Here is a 14178-nt window from a genome sequence, read left to right as displayed (position 1 = left end):
GCTTATAAATTGTTGTTTTATAAGTAATTGCGTGTAATTTAAGAAGTAAAAGTAGAAACATAAAAAAGAACAAAAAATGAATAAGCCTACACTTGTGATTTTAGCTGCTGGAATGGGGAGTAGATACGGAGGATTAAAACAAATTGACACCTTTACTCCTGAAGGAGATACTATAATTGATTTTTCATTATATGATGCACTTCAGGCAGGTTTTGGGAAGTTTGTTTTCATTATTAGAAAAAGTTTTGAAAAAGAATTTAAAGCCATTTTTAATAAAAAACTTGAAGGCAAAGCCGAAATCGCTTATGTATATCAAGAACTTGAAAATGTTCCTGAAAAATATATTAACCCGGAAAGAACAAAGCCATGGGGAACTGGTCATGCGCTTTTGATGGCTAAAGATGCCGTTCAGGAGAATTTTGCAATTATTAATGCGGATGATTTTTATGGTGCAGAAGCTTTTAAGGTAATGGCCAAATCTTTAATGGAGAAAGATAAGGATTCTTATGATTTTAATACGATGGCTTATTTGTTGAAAAACACAGTTTCTGATCATGGATTTGTTTCAAGAGGTGAATGTGATGTAAATGAAAAAGGCTTTTTGACTGGAGTAACCGAACGAACTCATATTGAAAAGATTGACGGTGTATTAATGCGTAAGGATGATAATGGAGCATTTGTTGAAATTGATAAAAATGCGGTTGTATCAATGAATTTTTGGGGATTTACTCCAAAATGTTTTGAATTTGGGAACCAGTTATTTGAAACTTTTTTAGAGGAAACTAAAACTGACTTGAAAGCAGAATTTTACTTGCCTTCTATTGTAAATGAAATTTTAAAATCTGGAAAAGCTAGTGTAGAAGTTTTAAAATCTGATGCAAAATGGTTTGGGGTGACTTATAAAGAGGATAAAGAAATCGTTCAGGAAGCTATTGGAGAATTAAAAAAGAATAATTTTTATCCACGTAATCTTTGGTAAGATGGCAACAGAAAAACTAAAGTACATTTTTGAGCAATTCAAGCATAAGGGGGAATTTGAATCTTTTGAGGAATTGGCTTCAGGTCATATCAACGATACTTATTTGATAAAAACAGTAAAGAAACCTTTTTTTGTATTGCAACGTATCAATCACGGTGTTTTTAAAGATGTGCCCGGGCTAATTGAAAATAAAGTAGCTGTAAGCCGTCATATTCGAAAAAAATTAAAAGACTTATCGAAGAAAAAACAAAAGCGACGTGTATTGACTTTTGTTAAAACCAAAACTGGGGAATCGTACTATAAAGACGAAGAAGGCAATTATTGGAATTTGATGTATTTTATTGAGAATAGTGTCACTTTTGAAACTGTAAATAATAAAGAGATAGCTTATGAAGGTGGACGATTAATGGGGAAATTTTTAACACTTACAAGTGATTTTGATGCGTCCCGATTAATTGAAGTTATTCCCAGGTTTCACGATATGTCATTTCGTTATTCGCAATTTGAAGATGCTTTAAAAGTGGCTTCAACAGAGCGATTGAATAATGCAAAAGTCCAGATTGAATTAGTTCAAAAACTAAAACCAGAAATGCATGTTATTCAAACCCTGAAAGAATCTGGAGCAATAAAAACACGTGTTACTCATAATGATACTAAGATATCTAATATTCTTTTTAGTAAAAAAAATAAAGCACTTTGTGTTATTGATACCGATACGGTTATGCCTGGAATTGTACACTACGATTTTGGCGATGCCATACGTACTATTTGTAATACGGCTGCTGAAGATGAAACGAATTTGGATTTAGTAAGCTTTAATATGGAGTATTACAAAGCTTATTCTGAAGGGTTTTTAAAAGAAATGCAGACCGCATTGTCTCCAATTGAAATTGATTATTTGCCGCTGAGTGCAAAAACAATGATGTTTATAATGGCTTTGCGATTTTTAACAGATTATTTAAATGGAGATATATACTATAAAACTAAATATCCAGAACATAATTTTGATCGCGCTAAAAATCAATTCAAACTAATAGAAAGCTTTTCGGAAAGCATGATAACTTTAAAAAAATAAAAATGGGAAAATACCTAATCACAGGTGGTGCTGGTTTTATAGGCAGTCATATAGCAGAATATTTATCAGCAGAAGGTCACCAAGTCATTGTATTGGACAGTTTAAGAACTGGATTTGAACATAACTTGAATGGATTAAATGTCCAATTTGTAAAAGGAGATATCAGAGATAAAGTGCTAGTGGATGAATTAGCACAAAATGCCAATGGAATTTTTCATTTAGCTGCATTAGTAAGTGTTCCTGAATCATTATTGCGTTTAGACGAATGTATCGATATCAATACCATTGGAACAATTAATATTCTGGAAGCAGCAAGAAAAAATAATGGATGTAAGGTAGTTCTTTCTTCTTCAGCGGCTAATTATGGAAATAATCCGGTATTACCAAAAGTAGAAACCATGATTCCTGAACCAATGACTCCTTATGCAATTACTAAATTAGATGGCGAGTTTTATCTAAAAATGTATCAGGATCAATGGAATGTTCCTACGGCATCATTGCGCTATTTTAATGTTTTTGGACCAAGACAAAATCCACAATCCGCTTATGCTGCTGCAGTACCAATTTTTATAAATAAAGCACTTCAAAACCAACCCTTAACCATTTATGGTGACGGTTCTCAAACCAGAGATTTTATTTATGTGAAAGATGTGGTCAAGGCAAATGTTTTAGCTTCTCAAAAAGGAAATGAAACTTATAATGTGGCTTTGGGCTATAGTACCTCTATTTTAGAATTAGCTGAAAAAATTATAGATATAACCAATTCTAAATCACAGATCCAATTTTTAGAAGAACGTTCAGGTGATATTAAACATTCAAAAGCAGATCCTTCTAAATTTAATGATTTAGGGTTTAAGCCAAGTCATTCTATTGAAACTGCTTTAGAGGAGACTATTGCTTTTTATCATCAGGAACTATTAAAATAGATGGATAACTCAAAAAAATAAAACCAGGCATATATAACCTCATTAACTGTCACAATTATGATACAAACTAAAAATGCACTAGAAAAATCTCAAAGTAATGTTTTGATTCCAATGGTTATTTTAACCAGCTTATTTTTTATATTAGGATTCGTTACCTGGTTGAATGGTCCTTTAATTCCTTTTTTTGAAATAGCCTGTGATTTAAGTAGTTCACAAGCTTATTTTGTAGCTTTTGCTTTTTACATTGCTTATTTTGTAATGGCTATTCCATCCTCTTGGATTATTGAAAAAGTAGGTTATAAAAATGGAATTTCGCTTGGATTAATTGTAATTGCTACAGGAGCCTTTATGTTTTATCCAGCTGCCGAAACACGAACTTTTCTATTGTTTTTAGTGGCTTTGTTTATCATGGGAACAGGATTGGCAATTTTGCAAACAGCTGCAAATCCTTATGTGGTGGTAATAGGTCCCAGAGAAAGTGCAGCTGCCAGAATAAGTGTCTTGGGAATAGCCAATAAATTAGCTGGTTTTATTGCGCCATTAGTCTTGACTACTTTAGTCTTGTCAAATATGCAGGATTATACTAAGGAAAAGATAGCCATGCTTGACGAATTTGCAAAATCAGAAACTTTGGATTTACTAGCACTTCAGTTGCAAATCCCTTATATCTATATGGGAATAGTGATTGTTATTTTGGCAGTATTGGCTAAGTTATCACCACTTCCTGAAATTGAATTAGATGAAGAAGGTCATGTAGCAGATTTAAGTGTTTATAAGCAAATTAAAAATGCATCAAAATATCCACAACTTGTTTTGGGCGCTATAACTTTAATGTTATATGTTGCAGCCGAGGTTATTGCGGGAGATACAATTGGAACTTTTGGAAAACAGCTTGGAGTATATGGAGAAAATGGGGATTTTTATCTTAAGTTGACCTCATTTACCATGACAGCAATGCTAATTGGTTACATTATTGGAATTACTTTTATACCTAAATACCTTTCTCAGGTAAATGCATTAAAAATATCAGGTATTCTAGGTATGATTTTAGTGTTTTTAGTTGTATTGCTGTCTCCAAGTATTATGATTCAATTGCCTTTAATTCCCGCATTACCTTTGGTTGTTATTTTAGTGGCACTTATGGGACTTTCTAATGCTCTTTGTTGGCCTGCAATTTGGCCACTGGCACTTCAAAATTTAGGCGGATATACTAAAATAGGAGGTGCTATATTAATTATGGCTATTATAGGAGGTGCTATCTTTCCATTATTATACGGACTTCTGGCGGAAAGTATTAATGTGTCCAACGGGGTTACACACACTTTGACAACTGTAAAATCAGGAAATCAAATAGCGTATTTAATGCTTTTTCCAGCCTATTTAATGATTTTCTTTTTTGCACACAAAGGGCATAAATATTCTAGCTGGGTAAGAAAATAAACGAATAACTTAATATAAATTATAAAAAAAACTAACAATGCTAAAAAGTAATATTGACAAAGCAACAGGTTTTGAAAAAAGATTTGAAAATATTGATACTGTAGTTTTTGAAAATTCAATTGAAGCCTCTAAAGTAGTTGCACGAGAAATAGCCACAGTTATTAAATTAAAACAAGAAAATAATGAATCTTGTGTTTTAGGTTTGGCTACAGGTTCTACACCTAAAGGTTTGTATGCAGAACTAGTTCGTTTACACAAAGAAGAAGGATTGAGTTTTAAAAATGTTATCACATTTAATTTGGACGAATATTATCCAATGGAACCTAATTCAATCCATAGTTATGTCCGATTTATGAAGGAATTATTGTTGGATAAGGTGGATATTTTACCAGAAAATTATAATATTCCTGACGGAACTTTGTCAAAAGAAGAAATTGCAGCTTATTGCGCAAACTACGAAGAAAAGATCGAAGCACTAGGAGGGATCGATTTACAAATTTTAGGTATCGGAGGTAATGGACACATTGGTTTTAATGAATCAGGTTCTTTACAAAACTCCAAAACAAGGTTAGTAGCCTTGGATCATATTACCAGAGTAGCAGCAAGTGGCGATTTTTCAGGATTAAGTAATACACCAAGAACAGCTATTACTTTAGGAGTAAAAAAGATAATGGAAGCCAAACAAGTTATCTTGATGGCATGGGGCGAAGGAAAAGCGAATATTGTAAAAGCTTCTGTTGAAGGAACGGTAACCAATCAAATTCCAGCTTCTTTTTTGCAAGAGCATAATAATGCTGTTTTTGTATTGGATAAAGAGGCTTCTTCCAAACTGACTAGAATAAACACTCCTTGGTTAGTTGAAAAAATTGTTTGGACGGATAAATTAATTAGAAAAGCTGTATTAGGATTGGCCTTGCATTTAGAAAAACCTATATTAATGCTTACAGATGCTGATTATATTGAAAATGGAATGAGTGATTTATTAGCCGACTCAGGTCCAGCATATAATATTAACATCGATATATTTAATAAATTACAACATACTATTACTGGTTGGCCAGGAGGAAAACCAAATGCAGACGATAGCAACAGACCAGAACGTGCTGAACCAGCCAGAAAAAGAGTGCTTATTTTTAGTCCACACCCTGATGATGATATTATTAGTATGGGAGGAACTTTTATGCGACTTCAAGATCAGGGACATGAGGTACACGTTGCTTATCAAACTTCAGGAAATATTGCTGTGGCCGATGATGAAGCGCTTCGTTTTGCCAATTTTGTTTGTGATTATAATGAGAAATTTGAGATAAAAAGTCCAGAGGCTGAAGTTATTTTCAAGAAGTCGATTGAATTTTTGAAAAATAAAAAAAGCAGCGAAATTGATATTCCAGAAGTTCGTTATATAAAAGGTTTAATAAGAAAAGGAGAAGCCAGAGCAACAAGTTATTATGTAGGCTTACCAGATAGCCAAATTCATTTTATGGAGCTTCCTTTTTACGAAACAGGAACTATTGAAAAAAATCCTATTGGAGAAATAGATGTTCAAATAACAATGGATTTAATCGAAAAAATTAAACCACATCAAATTTATGCTGCAGGAGATCTAGCTGATCCGCATGGTACTCACAAAGTTTGTTTGGACGCTATTTTTGAAGCTGTTAAAAATCTAAAATCAAAAGATTTCATGAAAGACTGTTGGTTATGGTTGTATAGAGGCGCATGGCAAGAATGGGGGATTGACGAAATCGAAATGGCTGTACCTATGAGTCCGGATCAGGTTTTGGCAAAAAGACATGGAATCTTTAAACATCAATCTCAAAAAGATGGAGTAGTTTTTCAAGGATCAGATGCTAGAGAATTTTGGCAAAGAGCCGAAGACCGAAACCGAGAAACAGCAGCGTTGTACAATAAATTAGGACTTGCTAATTATGCAGCTATGGAAGCCTTTGTAAGGTGGGAATACTAAAAATTTAATTCAAGTTAAGGGACTAGCTTTTATAGCAATCTTAAATGATTGTGTTATTAGTTAGTCCTAATTAATTACTCGAATAATTATCTATTAAGAAAAATAATTTACAAATTATTCGAATTCAAAGAAATAATAAAAATGGCATTAATAAAATCAATTTCAGGAATTAGAGGAACTATAGGTGGAGGAATTAATGATAATTTAACTCCTATTGATGCAGTCAAATTTGCAGCCGCTTATGGGATGTGGTTGAAACAAGATGTTAATAAACAAAATGTATCAATTATTATTGGTAGAGATGCTCGGATTTCGGGAGAAATGATAAGTGATTTAGTGAGTAAAACATTAATAGGTTTAGGTATTAATGTTATTGATATTGGGTTGTCAACAACACCTACTGTTGAAATAGCTGTTCCATTAGAACTAGCAGATGGAGGAATCATTATTACGGCCAGTCATAATCCAAAACAATGGAATGCTCTAAAGTTATTGAATAATAGAGGAGAATTTTTAAATGCTGAACAAGGAGAAAAAATATTAAAAATTGCTGAGGAAGGCGATTTTGAATTTGCTGAAGTAGATAATTTAGGAAATTATAGTGAAAAGAACGGTTATATAGAAAAACATATTGAAGCCGTTTTAAAATTAGAACTAGTAGATGTTCAGGCAATTAAAAAAGCAAATTTCAAAGTAGTTGTTGATGCTGTAAATTCCACTGGTGGTATCGCTATTCCAGCTTTATTAGAAAAGCTAGGAGTTGAATGTATCCAATTGTATTGCGAACCTAATGGTCATTTTCCTCATAATCCAGAACCTCTAAAAGAGCATTTAACAGATATTTCAGAACTTGTAGTAAAGGAAAAAGCTGATTTTGGAATTGTGGTTGACCCTGATGTTGACAGACTTGCGTTAGTTTGTGAAGACGGCTCTATGTTTGGGGAAGAGTATACTTTAGTAGCTTGTGCTGATTATGTTTTAGGAAAAACAAAAGGAAATACGGTTTCTAATTTATCTTCATCGAGAGCATTGAGGGATATTACGGAAAAACACGGTGGTAAGTATGAGGCAAGTGCTGTTGGAGAAGTCAACGTAGTAGAGCTAATGAAAAAAACGGGAGCTATAATTGGTGGTGAAGGAAATGGAGGGATTATCTATCCAGAGTCGCATTATGGCAGAGATTCTTTGGTTGGTGTTGGTTTATTTTTATCTCTTTTAGCAAATTCTAAAATGTCTTGCAAAGCGTTAAGAGATAGTTATCCGGTTTATTTTATGAGTAAAAATAAAATAGAACTTACACCGCAAATCAATGTTGATGTTATTTTGGAAAAAATGGCAACAAAGTATAGTACAGAAGATGTTTCCACAATTGACGGTGTAAAAATTAATTTTGCTACAGAATGGGTTCATTTAAGAAAATCGAATACGGAACCAATTATTCGAATATATACTGAAAGTACTTCTCAAGAAAATGCCAATCAATTAGCAGAAAGGTTTGTTGCTGAAATTAAAAATTTAATTTAAATGGAAATTTCTTTTGAAAGCCCATTTCATATTTTCAGGAGTAGGAAAAAAATAGAAAATATGGAACGTTACCATCAATTTCTTAATTGGTTAAAAGGGGAGTTTGATTTGTTTTTAATGGATGAATTGAATGGCTTGGAAGTGTATTATCCTAGCGGGTTTTTCTCTGTTGGAATTTGCACAGAAGATAAAAATAATTTTTACGTGAAGATAAAAGTATTCAGTAAAACTTTAAAAACGGGAAGTTTAATTTCATCTGAAATTGAGAATGTTTATAGACTTCTTGAAAGAACAAAGAATTAGAAATATGAAGCAATAAATCATTAGGATGAACATTTAAGTAGGATGTTCAATTTCCAAAGAGTTTATCATTAGACGGATTAGATGCTTTTAGTAGGGATGAGTATGGAAGAGTTCATGTCTTGTGTTTACTTTACGTATATTACTGATGCTATAACTCCCGAAGAAGCCTTGGTTAAGCTAAAAAGTTAAAGAAGCTACAAAAAAAGAGCGTATTGCTAATTTAGAAGTCAATGGATATCCTGCTTATACTACCTCTGCAGGTTTGTTATTAATTTATAAATTTATAAAAAATGAAAAGATATTGTTTTGCTCTGGATTTAATTAACGATTCGGAATTGATTAAAGAATATATTGAATATCATAAGAATGTATGGCCGGAAATTATACAAAGTTTAAAAGTTTCTGGCATTGAAAATGCTGAGATTTATCATGTTGCTGACCGACTGTTTTTACTAATTGATACTAATGCGGAGTTTTCTCTTGAAAAAAAAGGGAAATTAGATGCTGAGAATCCTATTGTACAAAAGTGGGAAACTTTAATGTGGAAATATCAGAAAGCTTTACCTAATTCAAAACCAGGAGAAAAATGGGTTTTGATGGACTGTATATTTGAACTTTAGACTCTATAGATTAACATATAGGTAAATGTATTAAAATGGTCAATATTAACAATGAAATGACCAAAAACAACAAGAGTAGTCCGTGATAGAAAATTAGATTTGTATCTGTAATTTTATTAATTTATTTAAAACCAAAAACTTATGAAGAAATTTATTTTGTTATGTGTAGTTTTTTTAACGGTAACTTTTTCTGCAACAGCTCAAAAAAAATATGGTAAAGGTGTTGTTAATTTTTCTACTAAATATGTAGAAAGTGTATCGGCTAAGGTGCAATTAACAGCTGATGAAAAAGCCAAGCTTATGGATTTAAAATGCGAAAATAGAACTGCTTTTCTAGAGGCAAATAAATTAGAAGATAAAAAAGAAGCTGCCGCAAAAAAGAGAGAATCTAATGCTAGTTTTAATGCTAAATTGGAATCAACTTTTGGAAAAGATAAAGCTATGGAAATTAAAAATTATGCTAAATAGGAATAGTTTTCTAAAAGTGTGTTACTTTTAAAAGAGGATTTTTAAAATAAAAAGCCTGAAAAGCATTGTTTTTTCAGGCTTTTTTGTAAAATAAATAAAAATGAAGTTAAACAAATTGTTAATAACACTCAGTTTATTATTGACTGTTAAAATCTTTAGTCAAATAACGGGTAAAGTTGTTGATGGAGATTATCCATTAGAATACGCAACGGCGAGTTTGTTTTCAGCAAAAGATAAAACATTAATTACAGGTGTTGTTACAGATGCATCGGGGAAATTCACAATTAAAAACATAAAAAACGGAAGCTATTATTTAGAAGTATCATTTATTGGTTTCAAACAGAAAACCATCAATACTATTCAGGTAAAGTATAGAAATCAGCTTGTTAATTTAGGAACAATAGTATTGGTATCAGCTGAAAACCAATTAAGTGATGTGGTGATTCAAAATGGGAATAAAACGGTAACAACTAAAATTGACCGTCAGGTTTATGATGTTAAAGCCTTTCAGAATAGTAGAGGAGGTTCAGCAACTGATGTTTTAAAGAACCTACCTTCAATAGCCATTGATGGTCAAGGAGAAATAAGCGTCAGGGGTACTACAGGTTTTAAAGTTTTATTGAATGGCAAACCTACTCAGGGAAGTGTTTCAACCATTTTAGGACAATTGCCAGCTAATGCTATTGAACGTGTCGAAATCGTTACAGCACCCTCAGCCAAATATGATCCTGATGGAAAAGCTGGGATTTTAAATATTATTACCAAAAAAGGGGCTACAAACGGTAATTATGCGCAATTAAATATCAAAGGAGGTTTTCCTTCAATAGAAGATTATAACAATCAAGATCCTGCACAGCGTTACGGAATCGATGGGACTTACTCGATAAAGAAGAACAAATGGGATATTGCTTTAGGAGGGAGTTATTCCCGTAGTGATATAACTGGTCGAAGAGAAGGGGATGTGTTTACAATCAACGATGTTGAAAATTATAAAACCCAATTTCCGTCTGATGGTGAGCGTAGCACTGATTTATTAGATTACAACGGTCGATTTACAGTTGATTTTACACCTAATAATAGTAATACTTTTGCCTTAGCTTTTTATGGAGGAAAACGAAAAAATGACCGAACAGCTAATATTGTTTATCAAAACAGAACTACTTCTTTAAGTGACGATAGTGAGCTTCGGGCATTTAATTATTTGAATGAAAATTTAAGAACAAGAGATGGAGATTTTGCATTGGGAAGTTTTGATTACACCCATTCTTTTCAAAATAAATCCAAATTAATTGCTTCCTTTTTGTATGAATACAGTTTGTTAGGAGGTCCAACAACTAACCTGAATCTAAGTGTAGATAAAACTCAAGTCTATCAAGACGAGTATAATACTAATGACAATCCACTTTACGGAACAAGAGCACAAGTAGATTATAGCTTTAAACCATTTAGCTTTGGTAAAGTTGAGGTAGGTTATCAATACAGAGGATTGAAAAACAACGGTAATTTTATTTACGAAAGACGTAATCTTACAACAGCTGATTTTGAAATAGTTCCTGAGTTTACCAGCGTAGTTAACTTAGACCGTATTATACATTCTGGGTATGCACAACTAAACGGGACATCCAATAAATGGGAATATGCTGCTGGATTGCGTTTGGAATCGATGAATAGGGACTTTTACTTGAAAGGTTATAATCAGCCAGCTGAAAATTTATCCTATGATTATGTGAAGTTATTTCCTTCGGCTTCCGCTCAATATACAATGGATAATAATTTAAAATTAAAATTAGGATACAGTAAACGTGTTGATCGTGCGCCAACTTATCAAATGAATCCTTTTAAAGAAAGAGAACATTCAGAAACTTTTGAGCAAGGGGATAAAAACATGCGACCAGAGTTTACCGATTTAATAGAATTAGGAATCAATAAAAATTTTAATGCTGGGAATTCTGTTTTTGCTACTGCTTATTTCAGAAATGTTCAAAATCTAATAAACCGTGTCAATACCCGATCGTATGATAAAATGGGTGTTTTAAACGATACTATTTTGGACAGAATATATACCAATGTAGGCAGGGGAAGAGCATTAGGATTAGAAGTAGGAGCTAATTTTAAAATCAGCAATAAATGGAATAATTTTATTGGCGGAAATGTTTATAATCAGCAGATAGAGGGTCGTTTTGATGGTCGTTCAGTGGACTCAAATGCAACTCAATTTTCAATCAATGCCAACAGTACTTACGATTTTTCTAAAACTGCATCGTTACAGTTTACGTTAAATTATCTCTCAGAGCGCATAACCGCACAGGGAGAAGATTCCCGATTTTACTCACCAAATTTAAGTTTTAGAAAAACTTTTTTCGAGAATCAATTGGTAGCCACACTGCAATGGCAGAATATAGATATGGGCTGGTTGAATTCAAATGAACAACGAATTACAACCTATTCGCCAAATGCCTTTTATACCACAACAAATTATGTGTATGAAGTAGATATGGTCATTCTGAATTTATCGTATACCTTTACTAAAACTAAGAATAAATCGAAGTTTATTGATAGTGAATTTGGAAAAAAAGAGTTTTAATAAAAATATAATATGACTACTAGGGAAAAAAAAATAGTTAGAATTGTGATTTTTGTGGTAATTCCTTTATTAGGTCTTTTTTGTTTTTTAACGGATAATCCCATTATAAAAAACAAAGACAAAATCTCAGTTACTGAAGATATAGACCATGGAACTTTAGAACCAAAATTTGAATTAACCATCGAAAACAAAAACAATAAGCCTAAAGAAACACCTGAAGGAATGGTTTGGATTCCCGGAGGCGAATTCTCGATGGGAAGTAACTTTGATGATGAGAGTTTGTGCAGTATTAAAGGAGTGACCAATGATGCCAGACCCATTCATAGGGTTTATGTAGACGGATTTTGGATGGATAAAACCGAGGTAACCAATAAAGAATTTGCTGAATTTGTAAAAGCGACATCCTATGTGACGGTTGCAGAGAAAAAGCCATCAGCTGAAGAATTCCCAGGAGTTCCCTTGTCTAATTTAATAGCTGGATCAGCAGTTTTTACGCCTACTCCTGATAAAGTGGATTTAAATAATTATTTGGCCTGGTGGCAATATGTAGGAGGGGCTAATTGGAGGCATCCTTCAGGTCCAGATAGTAACATCATTGGAAAGGATAATTATCCGGTAGTACAGATTGCCTATGAAGATGCGGTTGCCTATGCTAAATGGGCTGGTAAACGATTGCCTACAGAAGCAGAATGGGAATTTGCAGCCAGAGGTGGTAAGACAGGAGCTTCATATACTTGGGGGAATGTTTTAAAACCAGATGGAAAATTTCAGGCCAACATTTATCAGGGAGAATTCCCAGTTGACAAAGGAGATACTGCCGAAGACGGATTTGTGGGATTGGCTCCTGTAGCTCAGTATAAACCTAATGGTTATGGATTGTATGATATGGCTGGTAATGTGTGGGAATTAATTAATGATTGGTATAGCGAGGATTATTACCAGGTTTTAGCTGAAAGTGGTGCAGTAGCCAGAAATCCGCAAGGACCAAAATCGAGTCATGATCCTGCCGAACCTAATGCATTAGTAAAGGTTCACAGAGGAGGATCGTTTTTATGTACCGATGACTATTGTACCAGATACTTAGTAGGTTCACGAGGGTACGGAGAAATCAAATCTTCTGCAAATCATATAGGATTTAGATGTGTTCGCTGAGTACGTTTTGGATTTAGTTCAAATCTTAAACTTTATCAATGTTCTCATTGGACTTTACTTCGTCTGTTTTACCTTTTTTTTTGATTTGTGTTTCATATTGATTGTTGAAAATATCAATCATCTTATTGATGGGGTAGAACCATAAAAAAATCCTGAGAATTTAAATTCTCAGGATTTTACTTTTTTTAAGTGACCTCAAACGAACAAATGTCGAATCATTTTGTAGAGGATTTGGAGCGATTGGTGGAAATAGAAGTTTGATAATTTAAATTATTTACCGCTTTAGGATCAGAAATTAACTTATTTATTGTTGAATATTTTTGCTTATTACAGTTTAATAGAAATAACACGGACATGGTTTAAATAGGATTAACAAAAAAGATATCGAATTGTTAACTAGAAAACACAAAACGTAAGCATTGACTTCTCAGGCTTTTTTGTGGAGTAGCTGAGATTACCGTACCGAACATTTTACCAAGGGAGACTCAATGCCTATGAATTTAAAGATGCCAAGTTAGAATTATTACAAACCGATGAATCCCTTTTTCTGGTAGGAAATCTTCAGCTCTATAACATCAAGGAACGCGAGAATGAAAAACCGATGTAACTGATTTTAGAAAAAAAACTAGCCCTAGTTACAGTTACTCCCGAAAGTGAAATACTCTCTAAAGTAGTAGTTTATCCCAATCCATTTGGCAACAGCTTTGAATTGAGTTTTGATTTAGTACAAAAAATGGATGTTACAGCTAATATTTACAGTTTAGCGGGTAATCTTCTTTCTAAGACACAATGCAACAATTTAGAATTAGGCAAACAAAGTAAAAATATAAGTCTCAATGCTCCCTCTGAGTACTATATCTTGCGTTTGATTTACAGTACAGCAGGTATAAAGATTGATGGATATCGTTAAGGATGATTGTATCAACAAAATATAAACTTAAATTTATCTGCATTAGATAATGTATCTTTAGAGGGTTTGTATAGTTATTTCAGTACGGGACACCTCTTACCAAATTAAACCGCCCATTTACAGAGCTACGTTAAAAAAATGCAGCAATTGCAACAAAGAAAAAAGCAAAAATAATTGTAACAACAACAAGCGAATACGCCAGTACAATTGGGTACTGGATTTACTTTTTTT

The 14178-nt window shown here is 33.0% G+C and carries 12 protein-coding genes; all 12 read left to right on the top strand.

What is annotated here, in order from left to right:
• Positions 1 to 76: 76 nt before the first annotated feature.
• The 12 genes from AC4FRF_RS14600 (at position 77) to AC4FRF_RS14545 (ending at position 13947) form a co-directional block, all read left to right on the top strand.
• Positions 77 to 979, top strand: a complete 903-nt coding sequence (locus AC4FRF_RS14600; RefSeq protein ID WP_491160488.1) for a nucleotidyltransferase family protein — start codon at positions 77 to 79, stop codon at positions 977 to 979.
• Between the two features lies 1 nt (position 980).
• Positions 981 to 2054 carry a phosphotransferase enzyme family protein gene (locus tag AC4FRF_RS14595; RefSeq protein ID WP_491160486.1) on the top strand — a complete coding sequence of 358 codons (1074 nt, stop codon included), beginning with the start codon at positions 981 to 983 and terminating at the stop codon, positions 2052 to 2054.
• A 2-nt stretch (positions 2055 to 2056) separates the two neighbouring features.
• The gene (locus tag AC4FRF_RS14590; protein ID WP_491160484.1) at positions 2057 to 2980 is read left to right on the top strand and encodes an NAD-dependent epimerase/dehydratase family protein; all 924 of its coding nucleotides are present in this window, start codon (positions 2057 to 2059) and stop codon (positions 2978 to 2980) included.
• 57 nt (positions 2981 to 3037) lie between these two features.
• Positions 3038 to 4420, top strand: coding sequence for a sugar MFS transporter (locus AC4FRF_RS14585; RefSeq protein WP_491160482.1), 1383 nt, complete (start codon positions 3038 to 3040; stop codon positions 4418 to 4420).
• A gap of 37 nt (positions 4421 to 4457) precedes the next feature.
• Positions 4458 to 6386, top strand: coding sequence for a glucosamine-6-phosphate deaminase (gene nagB / locus AC4FRF_RS14580; protein ID WP_491160480.1), 1929 nt, complete (start codon positions 4458 to 4460; stop codon positions 6384 to 6386).
• A gap of 141 nt (positions 6387 to 6527) precedes the next feature.
• Positions 6528 to 7910, top strand: coding sequence for a phosphoglucosamine mutase (glmM, locus tag AC4FRF_RS14575; RefSeq protein ID WP_491160478.1), 1383 nt, complete (start codon positions 6528 to 6530; stop codon positions 7908 to 7910).
• Complete coding sequence (locus tag AC4FRF_RS14570) at positions 7911 to 8213, top strand: hypothetical protein (protein ID WP_491160476.1); 303 nt, start codon at positions 7911 to 7913, stop codon at positions 8211 to 8213.
• Positions 8214 to 8503: 290 nt separating this feature from the next.
• Positions 8504 to 8833 carry an L-rhamnose mutarotase gene (locus AC4FRF_RS14565; RefSeq protein ID WP_491160474.1) on the top strand — a complete coding sequence of 110 codons (330 nt, stop codon included), beginning with the start codon at positions 8504 to 8506 and terminating at the stop codon, positions 8831 to 8833.
• A 141-nt stretch (positions 8834 to 8974) separates the two neighbouring features.
• Entirely contained in the window at positions 8975 to 9301 is a 327-nt protein-coding gene (locus tag AC4FRF_RS14560) for a hypothetical protein (protein WP_491160472.1), read from the top strand.
• Positions 9302 to 9401: 100 nt separating this feature from the next.
• Positions 9402 to 11885: a TonB-dependent receptor gene (locus AC4FRF_RS14555; RefSeq protein ID WP_491160470.1), complete on the top strand. Its 2484-nt coding sequence runs from the start codon at positions 9402 to 9404 to the stop codon at positions 11883 to 11885.
• Positions 11886 to 11897: 12 nt separating this feature from the next.
• Positions 11898 to 13037, top strand: a complete 1140-nt coding sequence (locus tag AC4FRF_RS14550; RefSeq protein ID WP_491160468.1) for a formylglycine-generating enzyme family protein — start codon at positions 11898 to 11900, stop codon at positions 13035 to 13037.
• 607 nt (positions 13038 to 13644) lie between these two features.
• Entirely contained in the window at positions 13645 to 13947 is a 303-nt protein-coding gene (locus AC4FRF_RS14545) for a T9SS type A sorting domain-containing protein (RefSeq protein ID WP_491160614.1), read from the top strand.
• The last annotated feature ends 231 nt before the right edge of the window (positions 13948 to 14178 follow it).

This window comes from Flavobacterium sp. ST-158 (genome assembly GCF_058309975.1).
This window is presented reverse-complemented; position numbering and strand designations above follow the sequence as displayed.